Origin of the sequence: Deinococcus cellulosilyticus NBRC 106333 = KACC 11606, from assembly GCF_007990775.1 — a bacterium.
Taxonomy (GTDB): Bacteria; Deinococcota; Deinococci; order Deinococcales; family Deinococcaceae; genus Deinococcus_C; species Deinococcus_C cellulosilyticus.
The window spans coordinates 77,018-93,748 of sequence record NZ_BJXB01000013.1 but is presented as its reverse complement, the minus strand read 5'-3'; the positions used below and the strand labels follow the sequence as shown (position 1 = coordinate 93,748).

The window sequence follows — 16,731 nt, the reverse complement described above, 5'->3', positions numbered from 1 at the left end:
GACCTGCGGTGGCGAGTCTCAGGGCTCGCCATCTTTTTTCTTTTTGCGGCGTTTCTCCAGCAGTGCCCGCTGGTCGTGCTCATTGAAACGCTTCGGGGTGGCAAAAAAGGTGGTGACCACCCAGATGAACCCCACGGGCAGCACGAGCGCAAGTCCCAGCAGCAAGAACGCCTTCAGATCAAATTCCATGCTTCAAGCATAGCTTTTTCTCTCTGACAGACTGTCTCAAAAAAGAATGTGACCGTTCAGAAAGGACATCCCATGAATCCCAAAAGCACCGTTGAAGAAATCCGTGCCCGTTTTGACACTGATGTCGAGCGCTTCTCAAACCTCGACACTGGACAGGCCAGTTCCATTGATGCTCCCCTCAACATGGACCTGATCACCCGTGCTGCAGGGACCATGACCCCCCATGCAAAAGATGTGATGGACATTGGGTGTGGGGCAGGAAACTACACCCTTAAGTTTTTGCAGGTGGTTCCCAACTGCAATTGCACCCTCATTGACCTTTCCCAGCCCATGCTGGACCGGGCAAGGGAGCGTGTTGGAGCAGTGACTTCGGGCCAGATCACCTGCATTCAGGCAGACGTGCGGGAACTTGACCTTGGGAGGGAACGTGTCGATGTGATCATGGGTGCAGCGGTCTTCCACCACCTTCGCACCGATGAAGAGTGGGAGCAGGTTTTCCGCCAGTGTTTTGATGCCCTGAGGCCTGGAGGGTCCTTCTGGATTTCGGACCTCATTGAGCATTCGATTCCTGCGGTTCAGAGCCTGATGTGGGAGCGGTATGGAGATTACCTCACAGGGCTCAAGGATGAGGCCTACCGGGACCATGTTTTCAATTACATCGCCCAGGAGGACACGCCCAGACCCCTGATGTTCCAGATCGACATGCTCCGCAAGGTGGGTTTCCGTGAGGTGGAGATCCTGCACAAGAACAGTGTGTTTGCTGCCTTTGGTGGCGTGAAGTAACAATCAGCTTCTTTAAAAACCTCCTGTGTTTTGCAGGAGGTTTCTTCTTCAGCCAAATTGCCATTCTGCAGGTGCATGGATGGGAGGGTGCAAGAGGTCCATCCATTCATCTGTCTCTGCGTACTGCAAGATGGCATTGTTGCGGTAAGACAGGAAACGCTGGAAGTACCGGGTCAGAAACACGCGTTCTGCAGCGCTGCCCATGAAACCCAGCGGAAGTTTAAACTCAAAAATCTCTTTCATCTCAGTTTCGCCATTTTTCAGAATGCGAAAGCGGTGCTCATGCTTCAGGGACTTGAAAGGGCCACTCACCAGCTCACTGACAAAATAATAAGGTCGCTCCAGACGGGTCACGCGGGTGCTCAGCGTGAAAGGGAGGCCGAAATGGGTGGCTTTCCAGGTGACATCCTCTCCCAGGCCGATCAGGCCACTGGTCCTGCCTGCGATGGCCCTTTCACGGGTGTGCGCAGCACCGATCATGTGAAGATCAATGCTGCGACTCAGATCGAACACCACGTCGATCGGTGCATTGATGGTGCTGCTCAGGATGATGGTGGGCATGCCTCAGCGTAGCATCAGGAAACGCACAAAAATCTTAAAGCCAGCTGAATGGAAAGGGTCCCAGAACAGGAAAATTGCATGACAACAGAATTCCATGGACGAATTTTGTTGATGGACTTGCTTCCGGTTATGATGGTTGCATGCAAACCGTCACTGAACTCAGAGAACATTGCCTCAGCAAACGAGGCACCACAGAAGATTTTCCATTCGGATTTGAAACGCTGGTGCTCAGGGTCAGGGGCAAAATTTTCGCCCTCACTGACATCACCAAGGACCCCATTTCAGTGAACCTCAAATGCAACCCTGAACGGTCCATCAAACTCAGGGAAGAGCATCCAGACCACATCCTGCCGGGTTGGCACATGAACAAACGTCACTGGAATACAGTTTTGCTGGACGGCACCCTTCCAGAAACCCTGATCCAAGAACTGATCGACCACTCTTATACGCTGGTGGTGCGCTGTCTACCAAAACAGGACAGAGAAGATCTGGGAATGCTGGTGCCTGCCCAGATTGTAAGTGACTGATTCATGTGATCCGGTCACTTTCACTAGACTGATGCCATGCCTGAGAAACAAGCCCCTGCCTGGATTCGCCCCCTGTGGATTGCAGCAGGCTTCATCTGTGTGGGCCTGGGATTTGTGGGTTTTTACGCCCCTGGTATGCCGGGGACAGTGTTTTTTCTGCTGGCCGCAGCATGCTTTGCTCGCAGCAGCCCCAGATTTCACGCCTGGTTGTTGAATTTGCCCATCGCTGGCCCCCTGATCCGGGACTATCAGGCAGGCCTGGGCATGCCCAGACGGGCCAAAGGGCTTGCCATCAGCATGATTGTGCTCTCCTGCCTCATCAGCAGTGTGCTGGTCCACGGACGAATCCTCAAACGCACGGGGAACCCCGATTACGCCCTGCTGATTGCAGCCTGCATTGTCGGGCTTGGACTTGTGGGGATCTGGTACATCAGCCTGAAAGTGCCCACCCGCGAAAACGTCATTGCGAACTGAAACCCACCAGGGGCACCAGAAAAACCGCATTGTACGCCGCATGAATCGCCACGGCATTCAGGAACCCCATGCGGTGTCTGACATAGCCGAACGTCAGACCTGCCAGAAATTGCGGGATCACCAGCAGCAGCATCGTGAAGACATTCAGGGATTTCAGCCCTTCATTGTAGTTGCTCAGGTGGACCAGGGCAAAAATGAGAGCGAACAGGTAGAACATCACAGGGAACGCCCTGCGCCACACGTCCCTCAGCATGTCCTTGTAATCGTAATGCAGCCCCAGGATGCCCAGCACAAAGAGGCCCATCCCGAAGGCGATCACCACCTGCATCCACAGCATCGACTTGAAGGCCCAGCCCAGCAACACCAGCATCAGGCCACCAGGAATCAGATACCGGGACCGGTAAGGCCCGATGGGAAGCCGGAAGATCACCTCCTCCACAAAAGCTGCCCCCAGAATGGTCCAGATCAGACCGGACTGTTCTATCATCTTGCGAACGTCGTTGTCATCGGCAAGCTTTTCAAAATTGGGAATCAGAGCGTTTGGAATCAGGAGCGAAAGAAACGACAGCAGGCACTGAAACACCAGCAGCAGGAAAAAGGTGTGGTTCAGATGCAAAACAGGTGTTTTCTCAAAAGAGGGCCGCAGCAAAAACTGCCACCATTCGCGGATGGGCTGGAACATGGTGGTTTCATCTTAGCTGAGAGCCGAGGGCCAAGGGCCGAGGGCAGCACCTGAAAGCTTTTGCATCAGCGAACAGTTGACAGCCTGCCCTGGCTCCAGCACTGTATGCTCTGGGCTCTGGGCTCTGGGCAAAAGCAAAGCCCCTCCAGAAATCTGGAGAGGCCCACCTTGCTTAAACTCTTAAAGTGTTCTGTTCCTGTACCGCCCAGCAAGCTCCTGCACCAGTTCGGCCAGAGGGACGTTCTTGCGTTCCCCCTTGTGGCGTTCACGGACGCTGAGCTCCTGCTTCTCGGCTTCCTGATCGCCCACGATCAGCACGAAGGGCACCTTGCGGAGTTCAGCGTTGCGGATCTTGGCGTTCATGCGTTCGCCGCCATCGTCCACTTTTGCGCGGAGGTCGTGCTTGCGCAGCTCTGCCTCGACCTGCTGGGCGTATTCGAGGTGACGGTCTGCGATGGGGACCACGCGAACCTGCTCGGGGGCAAGCCAGAAGGGGAAATCTCCGGCGCAGTTCTCGATCAGGAAGGCGGTCATGCGTTCCATCGTTGAGATGATGCCCCGGTGGATCATCACGGGTCTGGAGCGGCCCGATTCCTCGTTCACGTATTCGAGTTCAAACTTCTGGGGCAGCAGGAAGTCCAGCTGAACGGTGGAAATGGTCTCGTCCTTGCCCAGGGCACTCTTCACCTGCACGTCCAGCTTGGGGCCATAGAAGGCTGCGTCGCCGGGAGACTCGTAGTATTCGAGACCCATGTCGTCCAGGGCCTGACGGAGCTGTGCCTCGGCGCTGTTCCACATTTCATCGTCCTGGAAGTACTTTTCGGTGTCTTCTGGATCGCGCAGGGACAGCCTCCACTTGTACTCCTTGAAACCCAGAATCTCGTACACGTCACGCACCAGTTCCACGACTTTCTTGAATTCCGCCTGGATCTGGTCGGGGCGCACAAAGATGTGGGCGTCATTCAGGGTCATGGAGCGTACGCGGCTCAGACCGGTGAGTTCTCCAGACTGCTCGAAGCGGTACATGGTCCCGAGTTCGGCAATCTTGATGGGGAGGTCCCGGTAGGAACGCTGGGTGTGCTTGTAGATCTGGATGTGGTGGGGGCAGTTCATCGGGCGAAGCACCAGTTCTTCCTGGTCGATCTTCATCACCGGGAACATGTCCTCCTGGTAGTGGTCCCAGTGCCCCGAGATCTTGTAAAGCTCGGTCTTGGCCATCTGGGGGGTGTACACGTGCTGGTAGCCCTGACGCAGCTCCAGATCCACAATGAAGCGTTCCAGTTCACGGCGGATGGTGGCCCCGTTGGGAAGCCACAGGGGGAGACCCGGACCGATCACTTCACTGGTGAAGAACAGTTCCAGGTCCTTGCCGATCTTGCGGTGGTCGCGGCGCTTGGCCTCTTCCAGCATGTGCAGGTAATTGTCGAGTTCCTGTTTGGTCCCGAAAGCCACCCCGTAGACGCGCTGCATCATGGGGTTCTTTTCGCTGCCCCTCCAGTACGCCCCACTGGTGGACATCAGCTTGAAGTGACGGGGAATCACGCCCGTTCTGGGCACGTGAGGGCCACGGCAAAGGTCCGTGAAACCCTCCTGCACGTAGAAGGTCAGCACTTCGTCTTCGGGAAGGTCGTTGATCAGTTCGACCTTGTAAGGGTCATACCCGAATTCCTGCAGGGCCTCAGCGCGAGTCACTTCCTTGCGGGACAGTTTCAGGTCGCGGGTGATGATGTCGTTCATGATCTTCTCGATTTCGGGAAGGTCTTCTGCCCTCAGGGGTTCGGGAAGATCGAAGTCATAGTAAAAGCCGTTCTCGATGGCGGGTCCCACACCCATCTTGATGGTGTTTGCTTCATGACCACGGGCACCATAAAACTCGCGCACCGCCTGGGCCATCACGTGGGCCAGGGTGTGGCGGAAGAAGCCAGGGATTTCCTCGATGTTCTTCTTGGTGACGATGCTGACATCGGCACCATCTTCAAGAGGGGAGAGCAGGTCTTTCAGTTCACCCTGAACCTTGATGGCAACAGCATCCTGCGCCAGTCTGGGACCGATGGCCGCAGCCACCTCCAGACCATTTGCGGCATGGTCAAATTCCAGTTTTTTTCCATCGGGGAGCACAACGTGCATGGGTCACGACCTTTCAGAATCAGGGACTGTGTGGATGTCAGTCTTTCAGCAGTCCATTCTACGGGCTTCAGGTGTCTGGGATGCAAACTCACCCTGACAACCGCTGGCTTCTATTCTTCTGTGGTGGGGGAAATAAAAAGTCTACCGCCTAAGCGGTAGGGGTTGTGGTGGTCACAGTGCACAGTCTGATGTCTGGGGATTGTGCAGGTGCCTTCATGGGAAGCAGTTTAACAGAGAAGGTTCAAATTGCAAAGACACAGAACTCCAGTTTAGAGCTCTGCTGCACCTAAAAAAGCAAAGGGAATCCCACGGCTCCCTTGATGCTCTGGTAAATCCCCCACATCACCCAGCCCACAGCAAGTGCAGCAACCAGGGCACTGCACACCTGAATGTTGGCAAAAGCACGGGCATTTCTCCCACGGGCGGCCAGAAAACTGAACAGCAACATGATGATGCCCAGCAACCATCCTGCGTAGGGGTGCAGAAAAAGCATGCTCTGCAGCTCAGGACTCAGGTTCTGGCCGGCCTTGCGAACGAACCCCACCCACTTTGGCAGCTCAATGCTGTACCACCACAGCACCAGACCCCACACCAGAACATTGCATAAAGCACTGACGATTCTCTGTGCATTCGATGATCTTTGAGGCGTACCCATCAGTGACAGTTTGGCACAGGATGGTGAAAAAAAACCATCAGGAGGGAGCAAAAGGCAGAAAGCAGAAGGCAGAAAGCCATCCTGTAACTGCTGCCTGGTTTTTGCTGTTCCTGGGTGGTGTCTGCTCCCTTACAGCTTCAGGACCCTCCACTCCTCATCCAGGTATTCACCGTTTTGTTTGACGGCCTGTTTTTCAATGCCGAAGATTTCAAATCCGAGGCGGGTGTAAAGCTTCTGGGCAGCAACCTGGGTGTGGCTGACCCCAAGCTGGATCTGTTCCACATCCCCATAGCTGCGAACACGCTCAATCAGGGTTTCCATGAGTTTTCGTGCGACCCCCTGTCCTCTGGCTTCTGGGGCAACATACACGGCCACCACCTTCCCCTTGTGGCGGATTTTGGGATGGCTTTCCCTGATGAAGGTGCACATGCCCACCAGTTTTTCATCCAGGAAGGCACCCAGTGTGAATTTGCCGTCTTCTTCACTGGAGAGCTGTCCTTCAATGGTTTCAAGGGGCATTTGACGGTACTGGTCTGGGTCGACCAGAAACGCATTGGGATCATGGGTGAGGGCCTGGAGGCGCAATTCACGGTAGATGGGGGCATCACTGGCATTCAGAACACGAATTTCAGGCATTGAAATCCACCTCGAAGTAAGGATGATCGGGGTGTGAGTTTTCGACTCCAGTCACACCCAGTTTTTCGTAAAAAGGGATGGCACCTTTGCTGGCATACCAGTAGAAATAACGCACAGAGCGGGATCTGGCCCATTCCCTGGCTGCCTCCACCAGGGCTTTTCCCGCGCCCTGTCTGCGGTGTTCTGGGAAGACAAAAAGATCATGCATCTTGCATTCGCGGTGGGTGTCTCCAGAACGGAAATCGGTCCCATAGTCCTGTCCTGCTGTGTAACCAATGATCTTCCCATTCTGTTCGGCACCGAACAGAAACCAGTCTTCCCGGAAGCAAAACATTCGAAACCGTTCATGCACCTGTTCTTTTGAATCGATGTGTTTCATTTCTTCGAGCATGGGCCAGATGTGGTCAAAATCATCGGGATTCAATTTCCTTACGGTGATCATGCCGAAAAGCATAGACGGATGTGGTGTGTTCCACATCCGCCATCTGGACGTTGCTGTTTGGCAAGTCACTTGTGAGTTACCCCAAAAGCATCAATCTCGCTGTGAACTGTTCACTGTAAACTGTGAACCTCCCAAACGAGGTTTCCTGCGAGGAGTCCTGACTCCACTTACTGCAGTCCGACGCGTTTCAGGTAGGTGTCCAGTTTTTCCCGTGAAAAACGGCTCATGGACTCAGCCACGCCGTTGTACTCCAGGGTGGGAACGCTGCGTTTGCCCCCATTGACCTGCATCACGTAATCTGCCGCTCCTGCAACCGTTTCAATGTTGATTTCCTCAAAAGGAATGCCTTTTTTCTGCAGGACGGCCTTGGTGACGTGGCAATCGGGGCACCAGGACGTGGTGTACATCTTGATCATCTTGAACCTCCAAACAGTCGTGCGAGCAGGCTCAGCACCACACTGACCACGATCATACTGGTGATGGGAACAAACACCGTTACGTTGTCACTTTTGTAGCGGATGTCTCCCGGAAGGTGACCAAACCAGCTGAGGGCTTTTGGAAAATACACCCACAGCACCCCCAGTCCCACCAGAACCAGACCGATCACAATCAGTGTTTTGCCCATTTACTCCTCCTGCAGCCCTTCGATCACCTGTTCTGCATTCTGCAGCCATTTCAGGTAAAGCTCTTCCAGCTGAATGCCGAATTTCAGGGTGAGGTACTGCAGCTGATGCGCACGTTTCAGGGGATCTTGCGGGCGCTTTTCAAATCCCTGCTCGAAGTAATCCCTGATTGCAAAATACTCGTTCAGGCGCTCACTGTGCTGTTGTTTCTGATACCGAATCTGCTTGAGGATTTCTTCATTTGTCAGGCCATCTGAAAAATACAGCTGCATCAAAAAAGGTTCTTTGAAAACAGGAAGCTCCTGGGGTTCCCGCAGCCATTTCAGCAGGACCTCCCGGCCACTGTCGGTCAGATGGTAAACCTTGCGGTTGGGTTTGCCTTCCTGGATTTCAAGGTCACTTTTGATGTGGCCTTCCTGCTGCAGTTTCTCGAGGGTGCGGTAAATCTGGGCCTGGTCGGCACTCCAGAAGTAGCGCACGCTCTGGTCAAAGCACTGGGTTTTCAGGTCGTATCCGGTGAGGGGTTCAAAGCTCAGAAAGCCGAGTATTGCGTGGGGCAGTGCCATAGGTCTCCTTGACAGGGTCCAGCTTACCCTGTACTCTGAATTTATCATATATATGACTTTACATATATATGACTGCGAGGAGGACTCATGGTTCACACAGAGCGCATCACCACCGAGATCACCGAGCCCATCACCGTGTTCCTGATTGGCATGCGGGTCAACAAACTGCTCCCCTTCAGCAAATGGTGGAAAGTGGCCATGGCCATGCCCCCCATGATTGCAAGCCTCATGAAACACCCCGAAAAAGGCATGCTCCACGCCGAAAGCTTCTTCCGTTTCGGCCCAATGACCACCATCATGGTCAGTTACTGGAAAAGTCCGGAACACCTCGAAAACTTCGCCCGCAACCCCAGCGACCCTCACTTTCAGGCATGGCAGGACTTCTACAAACTGGTGGGAACAGATGGCAGTGTGGGCATCTGGCACGAGACCTATGTGATTGAACCAGGTCGGGTCGAATGCGTTTATGCCAACATGCCCATGTTCGGACTTCTGGGAGCAACCAAAAATGCCATCCCCGCAAAGGGGCACCGCAGCACATTCAGAAAGCGCCTGCAGGGCAAAGAAGCCGTCACGGGTCACTAGCGTCAGGGGTGGGCTTGCAAAAAGATGGAATTGCATGTACCATACTTAACGCTTGGCGTTGTAGCTCAGCTGGTTAGAGCGAACGACTCATAATCGTTAGGTCCGCGGTTCAAGTCCGCGCAACGCCACCAGAATCCCGGAAGGAGAAATCCTCCGGGTTTTTTGTTTGACTTTTGTTTCTGTTGTCTTCTGGTAACCTTTTGACAACCCTTGATTCCATAGAGTGGAAAAGATCTGCAAGGAGTGTGCGATCAAAATAGATCCCCAGGGCAACCTGGGGCTTTTTGATGTTGTGCCCCGGAGCATGCAGCATTTGCAGATGTTTCTGAATTCAAACTGAAGAACTCTGACGGAATTCTGACAGGACATATGAAAGGTTTTTAACAGACATTTTGAGTCATTTTGTTTTCTGAACGGTGTTTTACCTGGATGTGGTCGGCTGGAATTCAAGATTTTCACCGAAGAAAGCTGCAATACTCCTGAGTGCAAACTGAAGTCAGTCCATTTGTGGCTGTGCCATCATGATTGAACTCTGGAGTGACGCATGGAACATTCCTTTCAGGGACAGCAAAATTCAGCAGCGTATCTGATCCGGGACCCCCTGACCGGAGCCTATTCAAGAGGGCTGCTGGAATCCCGTTTGATTGAAGAAACCGCCCGTTCCGGGCGTGAGAAGATCCCCCTCACCCTGTGTGTCTTCACCCTTGACCGTTTTCAGACCCTCAGAGCGCAGTGGGGGCCAAGGCGTGTGGACCAGATTTTGCGTGAACTCACCAGCCTTGTCCAGAAGAAAATGCGCAGTTCGGATGTGCTTTTCCGGTCTGGTGCAGAGGAATTTGTTTTGATGCTGCCCTCAACCAGCAAGAAGAACGCCATTCAGGTCTGTGAACGCCTCCTTGAACGGGTGGCAGTGCATCCCTTTGCTGGAGAACCTGTGCTTTTTCAGTCCATCAGTGTGGGTCTGGCCTCTTACCCTGAAGACTCGGGGAGGGTCAGTGAACTGATGCAGGTGGCCCGCAAACGCAATGCCTGGGCCAGCGAACAGGGCAGAAACCGCTTCGTCACCGAAGACCTGCGGGATGTGCCCCTGGTGCATTTCGATCACCTGACCCATCCCATCGAGAGGGAAGACCACCTGGAAGCCTTCCAGGCCTTTCTGGACATGCTGGAGATCAAACAGAAGGGCCTTTTCACCCTGGCCGGACAGCCTGATTCTGGACGCAGCTTTTTCCTGAACTACCTTGCCCAGACTGCGCGTGCTCAGAATTACGCTGTGTTGATGCTGACCCCTTCGGAAAGCCTGCAGGCCATCCCGCATGGCGTGCTGCAACAGGCCAAATGGGACCACCCTCTGCCTGTGCATGAAGGCCCTCGCTCGGTGGTTGCGGCCCTGCAACAGGGCTGTCAGGGCAAGATGGGGCTGATCATCACCATTGACGAGGGTACGCTGCTCGACCCCACCACCTGCCGCACCTTGCAGCAGATTCTGGATGGGCTTTCCTTGCCTGTGGCCCTGATGATGTCCTGTGGCATCAAAACCCTGCTCAGTCCTTTTCAGGTCCCACTGGAAACCCGGGTGTCCCTGACCCCCCTGAGCCGGGAAGGCATGAAAGCCTGGCTGACAGAGGTCCTCAACTGGGAAGCCCCCTTCCAGTTGCAGGACTGGTGTTACCGGCAATCGGATGGATACCCTGGCCGGGCGAAAAAGACCCTCGGTCTGCTGATGTCGCAGGGAGTGCTCAGACCTCTGCATTCAGGGTGGGAACTTGCTTCTGGCTGGGAAACCCGTCTGGACCAGTGGCAGAACCAGTGAGACCAAAAGATCAAGAGCCCCGATCAGGGGCTCTTTTGCGTTCAGAAAGCTGTGGTTGGCGAAAGAATGCTGAACCTCAAAGGAGAATCAAACGTTTCGGTCCGCCATGCCCTGGCAAAAGAGAACTCTCCTTTGCTGAAAGCAATTTACCAGCGACCGCCGCGAGAAGGGGTGCGCTCAGCCTGCACAGGAGCAGCCTTGGTCACAACCACGTTTTTGGCCTGGGGACCTTTGCCGTTCTGGCCGGGTTCGATTTCGAAGCTGACTTCGTCACCTTCGTTCAGTTTGCGAAATCCCTTGGTGTTGATTGCGGAGTAATGTACGAAAACATCCGGGTTACCGGGGTGCTCAATGAATCCGAATCCTTTTTCCGCGTTAAACCACTTGACTTTACCTTCTGCCATACTGCTGACTCCTACATCCCGTTAAAGTGATAACCCGGTGCTGAACCCGACTCTGGGGCGCATACACCCTTTCGGCTACCTTAGGGACTCCCTCATTATGCTCACGCAATGTCTACAAGTCAATTTGCGCCGTCACCGTGCAACTGGCCCGATCCGTTACACTGGGGGCATGAATGCTGTTTTGGGAGCAGGTGGACTGGTCTTTTCCGACCAGAATCAGGTCTTGATTGTGCAATACCAGGATGGCTCCTGGACGTATCCCAAGGGCCACATTGAGGAGCATGAAGAGATGGAGGTGACCGCCTGCCGAGAGGTCCTGGAAGAGGCAGGGGTTGAGGCCACCATTGAACGGAAACTCGGGGTAAGTCAGTATGTCAACCATAAGGGAATTCCCCGAGAGATTCACTGGTTTGTGATGCGTGCAGCTTCCACTGAAGTTCAACTGGAAGACACCTTCAGGGCAGGTGGGTTCTATGAGCCCGGAGAAGCCCTGGGGTTGCTCAATTTTGAAGAGGACCGCCAGCTGTTGCGTGAGGCGATCGGGTTACAGGAGGCTTGAAGGGTGCCATTTTATGAACTTGCAGGGGAGAAGCCCAGAATTGCAAAATCCGCCTGGATTGCTCCCTCTGCAGATGTAATAGGAAAAGTGATCGTGCATGACCGGGCCAGTGTGTGGTTCGGTGCAGTCCTCAGGGGAGATGTGGAATCCCTGACCATTGGAGAGGGCAGCAATGTACAGGATGGGGCAGTGCTGCACAGCGACCCTGGTTTTCCCTGCGTGCTGCACCAGAACGTGACCGTGGGCCACCGGGCCATCATCCACGGAGCCACCCTGCATGAAGGCTCACTGGTGGGGATGGGGGCGATCATGCTCAACGGGTCCAGCCTTGGAAAGGGTGCCATGCTGGCTGCAGGTGCCCTCCTGCGCGAAGGACAGCACGTCGAGGATGGTATGCTGGCTGTTGGAGTTCCAGCGAAAGTCATCAAGGTGGCCCCTTCTGCACAGAATGCCGCCCGTTATCAGGAGAATGCCCGGCGTTACCAGGACACCTGTGTGAAGCTGGATGAGGTCCCAGAACCATGATCAGGCGCATCGCGGGACCTCCCCGTCCACCCAGACGCAAAGTCCCCAGACCCACGGAGAATCGTATGACCCACACCCTCACCCCCATGTTCCCTGAAGCCCTCCCTGTGCTGGCCCGCCTGCTCCCCGAAGGGGAAGCCAGATACCTCGGACTGAGTGCCAGCTTCTGTGACCTGCATGCCTTCCTCAGGCACCTGCACGACAGCAACTGGTACGGCTACCTTCATGTGACGCTGGGTGAACAGAGTGTGTACGTGCTGGTCTTCGAGGGCCGCATCATTGCCGCTGCCTCCGGGACCCAGGTGGGCGAACTGGCCCTGGGAGAGATGCTGCAACTCTTCACTGCAGGGGCCGTCCTGAATGCCTACCAGATCGATCCCAACGTGACCCATGCCCTGGCAGGAGTGAGTTCACGGGTCTGGAAAGTCACCCCCACCGACAACTTTTCCGGTGTGCTCGTCGAGCAGGGAAGCTGCATCCTGATGATGGATGGCAAGATCCTGGGCCGTCTGCAGATCGAGGTTGGAGAAACCGGCGTGTTTCCGGCCCCCCTGCGTCCCCAGACCCTGATTCTGCCCAAACCCCTCGCTGGATGGGCCCACCAGCACTACCCGGTGACCCTGCGAGGTCGGGATGCCCTGAGCCCCATCACCCCCACCCACCAGAACTTCCGCAAGAACCACGGTCAGATGGGCGTGGATTTCCTCAAGGGCCTGGGACAGGAACTGACCCCTGCCGAGTACAGCCTCAGAAACGACATCCCATTGCATGACCTGGAGCCCCTGGTGCAGAGCTGGCTCAAAGACGGATTCATCAAAAACAAATGACCACCATCAGTTTCGATCTGGATGGTGTTCTGATCCAGAATCCCTTTGGGACGGGTGTAGTCCCTTTTCTGGCCCGCCACGTGCACAGGCACTCGGGCCACGACCAGGATTTTGAAACCTTCAGGCAGCAGTTCCGGAAGCAACTGAACCAGGGCTTCTCGTCTCGCGTCATGGCAGGAAAGCATGTGGATGCTTTCGACTGGGACGCCATCACCCTGGAAGTGGCCCTCAATTACGGCCTGAGCACCATTCCAGATGTGTCCCAGGTGGTCAGGGACCACTGCACCCCCGACCACATCCACCTGCTTTCAGGGGCAAAAGAGGGCCTGCAACTGCTCAAAGACGCAGGATTGAAACTGATTGTTGCCACCAACGGTTACTCCAGATATCAGGTGCCTGTGCTGGACGCCCTGGGAATCCTGCCCTTCTTCGATGAGGTGCGTGCCCCGGAAATCCACGGTTACGCCAAACCCCAGCCCGAATTCCTGTCCGGTGTGGATGTCCACATCGGAGACAAACTCTGTCACGACATTCTGGGGGCCAACAGGGCAGGCATCCGCAGCGTCTGGATTCACCCTGAAGCCAAACCCATAGAAGTGGCCCTTGAGGAAGAAGACCTGCGCAGGTTTTTCAAAGATGCCCTGCCAGAAGAATGCACCCCCTCTGCGGTGGCGCGGGATGCACTGGAAGCGGCAGAGAAGGTGCTGGAGTTGCTTTAAAGCCCCACCCGCTCCAGTTCTTTCCTGGCCTCTTCAATGACTTTGGCGTAAGCCTGTTCATAGGGCAGGTGCAGGGTGGCTCCGGCGGCGGCGTAGTGGCCCCCTCCACCGCAGGCAATGGCGATGTTCTGTGCGCTGGCCTTGCCTCTTGAGCGGGCACTGATCTTGATGTGGGTGCCGTAGTCCTTGAACATGATGGCCAGTTCGGTGCCCTGGGCGCTGCGGATCATGCCCACGTAGGATTCCACGTCTTCCCAGCTTGCCCCCACGCTTTCCAGCATGCTGGAACTCACGTGGGCGGTGACGCACAGGTCGTTCAGTTCGTACTTCATGGATTGCAGGACCAGAACCAGAAGCTGGTAATAGCGTTTGGGATGCTGGGCGAGGCTTTCGTTCACGAAGCTGACATCTGCACCTCCCCCAATCAGTTTTGAGGCGGCCATCAGGACTTCGGGGGTGGTGTTGGAGAACTTGAAGGAACCCGTGTCGGTGATGATGCCCGTCAGGAGCGGATTGGCAATGTCAGCGTCCCATTCAAGCTCCAGGATTTCCACCAGATCGGTGATGATCTGGGCGGTGGCGGCCTGAGAGGGGCACACGAGGTTCAGGTTGCTGTTGCGCTTGTTGGTGCCGTGGTGATCGATGTTGATCACAAAGCCCGAGAAGTTTTCCAGTCGGATGCCCTCCACGCGGTTCACATCGTTGTTGTCGACATCCAGGATCACCACCACGGTGTCTTCTGGCAGGTGGGAAACAGGGGGCAGGATCTCATTTTCCTGAACCAGAAATTGCAGGTACTGGGGCACAGAAGCGTAGGTCTGTGCGGTCTTGCCCAGTTTCCTCAGGGCACGCTGCAGGCCCAGGCAGGAACCGATGGCGTCCCCATCTGGATCAATGTGTGCAGCAATCGCAACGGGCAGGGTGTTTTCTTTGAGAAATGTGGCAATCTCCTGCAGGGTGCTCTGGTAGTCGGAGTTGCTTTCATTGGCGGCCTTGTTCATGGTTGCAGTATAACGTCTCAGATTTTGGTCAGCGTGTGCCGGTACCGCTGTTACCTCTGGAGTGGTAGAGTGTAGGAAATGCACTTGAAATTGAACCTGGCTGCCCTGACATCCACCGAGCTTGAGCGCCTGCTTGGCATGGACGCCTCACGCGGGGTGATGTCTGAACTGAGTGCAGCCAAATTGGTCGGCAAGGCTTTTCCCTATGTTTTCAATCCTCTTGAAGAAGTTCAGGCCCTTTCCACCCCTGAGGAGACCCTGCAATGGTCGCAGGAACTTCAGGACCTGGGGTTCACCTGCCACCCCCTTCAGCTCGACACGGGATTTTTCAGGCATCTGCATCAGGTGCCTTTTTCAAGTGAGCTGATGGTGGTGACTGCAAGCTGGACCCCGCAGGGCAACGCCCATCTGGAAGCTTTTTCGGTCCTGAAAGATCCCGTGGCTGGAATCAATGCGGTGGTTACCACCAGTGCGCCGCACGTGTTCCCCCTCGAATTCAGCGAGGTGATCTCCTACAAGCAGGTGGCGCTGCCCACCCCCCATTTTCTGGAGGGGCACCAGCAGCATGTCAAGCAATTTGGCAGGCCGCTTAAACAAAACCATGCGGAAGATCCCCTCATGGTGCTAAGGTTGGTGCGTGACCTCTGCGCCAGAGCCTGGCTGCGGCGCGGTGTGCTGCTCGACGAAAGTGCACCCCAGGCCCGCAGAGGACCGTAAACCTGCCCTGCGCCCGGAATCAAACCGGCAGGTTTTGGGAGCCCGCATGAAAGCAATCACCTTCGACTGGGGTGGCGTCTTCACCCAGAACACCTTTGATGGCCGTTCCACCCAGCGCATCGCTGACCGTTACAACCTGGACCTTGAAAAAGTCCGTGCCGTGTATTTTGCCCATGTGCACCAGCTTGAACTGGGCAAATGGAACCTGGAAACCTTCTTCGAGAACCTGATGAAAGAAGTGGGCTTCACTGCCCCCCTCGATGAAGTCATTGAACTCTACCTGGGCAGTGTGCTCGAAAACCCTCCCATGTACGAATTCCTGCCCACCATTCCCGAAAACTTCAAAGTGGGCCTCCTCAGCAACAACTATCCTGTCCTGAGTGACCGCCTGAAGGCCGACCCCCGCTGGTCCCGTTTCGATGCGATGGTCTACAGCAACGAGATCGGAGCCAAGAAACCCAGCCCGGAATCTTTCAAGGCGCTTGTGGAAGCCACAGGTGTGTCTGCAGAGAACAGCATTTTTGTGGACGATGTGGAGGAGAACCTGGTGGCTGCCCGTGCACTGGGCTTCAGCACCATCCTGTACCACTACTCCGAGCATGACCGTTTCCTGAAGGAGCTTGAGGCGTGGATGAACGCCTGAACCCACCAAACAGCGAATCGCGTCTGGCGATCCGGTTGCTGCAGGGGTACCTGTGGTACCCGAAGAGCGCCCCTCTGGACCTCTCCAGTTACCTTCCTGAGACCCTGGAAGGGGCAAGCCTCCTCTGGGATGAGATGCAGGCCCCATTCGCCTTCTTCGAGAATGGGGAACTGACCTCCACCCAGCATTTCTTCCAGTTCACAGCCCTGCGCATCTATGAAGGGCAGCCTTCGAATGAGGAGCTGCATGAGCATGCAGAGCGCCTCAGCGTGGCCCTGAACCCTCTGCTGAATGCCACCCCTGCAGGCGTGGGCTGGCAGCTCTGGGAAGACCTCAGGCCTCTCTAGGCAGAAAACACAACCACCTGTGGGGATGGGCCGCTGGCTCATCCCTGCATTTCTGTGGACTGGGGAGGGTGTTTCCCGATCCACACCTTCACATCAAAATTTTGATAAAATTTTCCCATGCGATGGCTGGAACTCTATGATGTAACAGATTCACACCCGAGGCTGTTTGACTCTCCAGAGACCGCAGTGCGCTACCTGCGGGTGCACGAAAGGCTGGCTCCAGAGCAGCAGCAGTACGTGCTGGACACCCTGAGCCAGCAGAACCGCTGCGAACTGAACCCACCCGTGACCCGCAAGAGTTACGTGCTGAAGTTCAAGGAATAACC

At 55.4% G+C, this 16,731-nt stretch carries 25 protein-coding genes and 1 tRNA gene; 14 read left to right on the top strand and 12 right to left on the bottom strand.

Annotated features, from left to right (window positions below):
- Positions 1 to 18: 18 nt before the first annotated feature.
- Positions 19 to 189 (bottom strand): hypothetical protein, encoded by a 171-nt coding sequence (locus DC3_RS29210; RefSeq protein WP_186816054.1) that lies wholly within the window; start codon positions 187 to 189, stop codon positions 19 to 21.
- Positions 190 to 261: 72 nt separating this feature from the next.
- On the opposite strand from DC3_RS29210, the gene DC3_RS14995 reads away from it, so the two are divergent.
- Entirely contained in the window at positions 262 to 972 is a 711-nt protein-coding gene (locus tag DC3_RS14995) for a class I SAM-dependent methyltransferase (protein ID WP_146885658.1), read from the top strand.
- Positions 973 to 1,020: 48 nt separating this feature from the next.
- Here DC3_RS14995 and DC3_RS14990 read toward each other — a convergent pair whose 3' ends face one another.
- On the bottom strand, positions 1,021 to 1,533 hold the full coding sequence (locus tag DC3_RS14990; RefSeq protein WP_186816053.1) for an SRPBCC family protein: 513 nt from the start codon (positions 1,531 to 1,533) through the stop codon (positions 1,021 to 1,023).
- Between the two features lie 140 nt (positions 1,534 to 1,673).
- On the opposite strand from DC3_RS14990, the gene DC3_RS14985 reads away from it, so the two are divergent.
- Both DC3_RS14985 and DC3_RS14980 read left to right on the top strand, forming a co-directional pair.
- Positions 1,674 to 2,060: an MmcQ/YjbR family DNA-binding protein gene (locus DC3_RS14985; RefSeq protein WP_146885657.1), complete on the top strand. Its 387-nt coding sequence runs from the start codon at positions 1,674 to 1,676 to the stop codon at positions 2,058 to 2,060.
- Positions 2,061 to 2,096: 36 nt separating this feature from the next.
- Positions 2,097 to 2,534 (top strand): YbaN family protein, encoded by a 438-nt coding sequence (locus DC3_RS14980; RefSeq protein WP_146885655.1) that lies wholly within the window; start codon positions 2,097 to 2,099, stop codon positions 2,532 to 2,534.
- Here the strand turns inward: DC3_RS14980 and DC3_RS14975 are convergent.
- From DC3_RS14975 to DC3_RS14940, 8 genes are all read right to left on the bottom strand, one after another.
- Positions 2,521 to 3,216, bottom strand: a complete 696-nt coding sequence (locus tag DC3_RS14975) for a CPBP family glutamic-type intramembrane protease (RefSeq protein ID WP_146885653.1) — start codon at positions 3,214 to 3,216, stop codon at positions 2,521 to 2,523. The genes DC3_RS14980 and DC3_RS14975 overlap by 14 nt on opposite strands.
- A gap of 180 nt (positions 3,217 to 3,396) precedes the next feature.
- Entirely contained in the window at positions 3,397 to 5,343 is a 1,947-nt protein-coding gene (gene thrS, locus DC3_RS14970) for a threonine--tRNA ligase (RefSeq protein WP_146885651.1), read from the bottom strand.
- 286 nt (positions 5,344 to 5,629) lie between these two features.
- Positions 5,630 to 5,998: a hypothetical protein gene (locus DC3_RS14965; RefSeq protein WP_146885650.1), complete on the bottom strand. Its 369-nt coding sequence runs from the start codon at positions 5,996 to 5,998 to the stop codon at positions 5,630 to 5,632.
- Positions 5,999 to 6,127: 129 nt separating this feature from the next.
- Positions 6,128 to 6,634 carry a GNAT family N-acetyltransferase gene (locus tag DC3_RS14960; RefSeq protein WP_146885648.1) on the bottom strand — a complete coding sequence of 169 codons (507 nt, stop codon included), beginning with the start codon at positions 6,632 to 6,634 and terminating at the stop codon, positions 6,128 to 6,130.
- Entirely contained in the window at positions 6,627 to 7,076 is a 450-nt protein-coding gene (locus tag DC3_RS14955) for a GNAT family N-acetyltransferase (RefSeq protein WP_186816052.1), read from the bottom strand. The genes DC3_RS14960 and DC3_RS14955 overlap by 8 nt, the downstream gene beginning before the upstream one ends.
- Positions 7,077 to 7,243: 167 nt before the next feature.
- Entirely contained in the window at positions 7,244 to 7,492 is a 249-nt protein-coding gene (locus DC3_RS14950; protein WP_146885644.1) for a glutaredoxin family protein, read from the bottom strand.
- Positions 7,489 to 7,701: a DUF2905 domain-containing protein gene (locus DC3_RS14945; protein WP_146885642.1), complete on the bottom strand. Its 213-nt coding sequence runs from the start codon at positions 7,699 to 7,701 to the stop codon at positions 7,489 to 7,491. The genes DC3_RS14950 and DC3_RS14945 overlap by 4 nt, the downstream gene beginning before the upstream one ends.
- Positions 7,702 to 8,265 carry a PadR family transcriptional regulator gene (locus DC3_RS14940; protein WP_186816051.1) on the bottom strand — a complete coding sequence of 188 codons (564 nt, stop codon included), beginning with the start codon at positions 8,263 to 8,265 and terminating at the stop codon, positions 7,702 to 7,704.
- Positions 8,266 to 8,352: 87 nt separating this feature from the next.
- Here DC3_RS14940 and DC3_RS14935 point away from each other — a divergent pair, with 87 nt between their 5' ends.
- From DC3_RS14935 to DC3_RS14925, 3 genes are all read left to right on the top strand, one after another.
- Positions 8,353 to 8,850 carry a DUF4188 domain-containing protein gene (locus tag DC3_RS14935; RefSeq protein ID WP_146885639.1) on the top strand — a complete coding sequence of 166 codons (498 nt, stop codon included), beginning with the start codon at positions 8,353 to 8,355 and terminating at the stop codon, positions 8,848 to 8,850.
- 54 nt (positions 8,851 to 8,904) lie between these two features.
- Positions 8,905 to 8,981 (top strand) — tRNA-Met (locus DC3_RS14930).
- Positions 8,982 to 9,394: 413 nt separating this feature from the next.
- A complete protein-coding gene (locus DC3_RS14925) occupies positions 9,395 to 10,663 on the top strand; it encodes a GGDEF domain-containing protein (protein WP_146885637.1) in 1,269 nt (422 codons plus the stop codon).
- Between the two features lie 146 nt (positions 10,664 to 10,809).
- Here the strand turns inward: DC3_RS14925 and DC3_RS14920 are convergent, their stop codons facing one another.
- A complete protein-coding gene (locus tag DC3_RS14920; protein WP_034346155.1) occupies positions 10,810 to 11,067 on the bottom strand; it encodes a cold-shock protein in 258 nt (85 codons plus the stop codon).
- Positions 11,068 to 11,236: 169 nt separating this feature from the next.
- Here DC3_RS14920 and DC3_RS14915 point away from each other — a divergent pair, with 169 nt between their 5' ends.
- The 4 genes from DC3_RS14915 (at position 11,237) to DC3_RS14900 (ending at position 13,697) form a co-directional block, all read left to right on the top strand.
- Entirely contained in the window at positions 11,237 to 11,626 is a 390-nt protein-coding gene (locus DC3_RS14915; RefSeq protein ID WP_146885635.1) for an NUDIX hydrolase, read from the top strand.
- 3 nt (positions 11,627 to 11,629) lie between these two features.
- Entirely contained in the window at positions 11,630 to 12,151 is a 522-nt protein-coding gene (locus DC3_RS14910; protein WP_146885633.1) for a gamma carbonic anhydrase family protein, read from the top strand.
- Between the two features lie 65 nt (positions 12,152 to 12,216).
- Positions 12,217 to 12,978, top strand: coding sequence for a hypothetical protein (locus DC3_RS14905; RefSeq protein WP_146885632.1), 762 nt, complete (start codon positions 12,217 to 12,219; stop codon positions 12,976 to 12,978).
- Positions 12,975 to 13,697 carry an HAD family hydrolase gene (locus tag DC3_RS14900; protein ID WP_146885630.1) on the top strand — a complete coding sequence of 241 codons (723 nt, stop codon included), beginning with the start codon at positions 12,975 to 12,977 and terminating at the stop codon, positions 13,695 to 13,697. Before DC3_RS14905 ends, DC3_RS14900 begins: the two co-directional genes overlap by 4 nt.
- Here DC3_RS14900 and DC3_RS14895 read toward each other — a convergent pair.
- The gene (locus DC3_RS14895) at positions 13,694 to 14,698 is read right to left on the bottom strand and encodes a DHH family phosphoesterase (RefSeq protein WP_146885628.1); all 1,005 of its coding nucleotides are present in this window, start codon (positions 14,696 to 14,698) and stop codon (positions 13,694 to 13,696) included. The two genes, DC3_RS14900 and DC3_RS14895, sit on opposite strands and share 4 nt — an antisense overlap.
- 78 nt (positions 14,699 to 14,776) lie before the next feature.
- Between DC3_RS14895 and DC3_RS14890 the strand changes: the two genes are divergently transcribed.
- The 4 genes from DC3_RS14890 (at position 14,777) to DC3_RS14875 (ending at position 16,729) form a co-directional block, all read left to right on the top strand.
- Positions 14,777 to 15,415, top strand: coding sequence for a hypothetical protein (locus tag DC3_RS14890; RefSeq protein ID WP_146885626.1), 639 nt, complete (start codon positions 14,777 to 14,779; stop codon positions 15,413 to 15,415).
- Between the two features lie 46 nt (positions 15,416 to 15,461).
- Positions 15,462 to 16,058, top strand: a complete 597-nt coding sequence (locus DC3_RS14885) for an HAD family hydrolase (RefSeq protein WP_146885624.1) — start codon at positions 15,462 to 15,464, stop codon at positions 16,056 to 16,058.
- A complete protein-coding gene (locus DC3_RS14880; RefSeq protein WP_246130682.1) occupies positions 16,043 to 16,405 on the top strand; it encodes a DUF3208 domain-containing protein in 363 nt (120 codons plus the stop codon). Before DC3_RS14885 ends, DC3_RS14880 begins: the two co-directional genes overlap by 16 nt.
- Positions 16,406 to 16,522: 117 nt before the next feature.
- Positions 16,523 to 16,729, top strand: a complete 207-nt coding sequence (locus tag DC3_RS14875) for a hypothetical protein (RefSeq protein ID WP_146885622.1) — start codon at positions 16,523 to 16,525, stop codon at positions 16,727 to 16,729.
- The last annotated feature ends 2 nt before the right edge of the window (positions 16,730 to 16,731 follow it).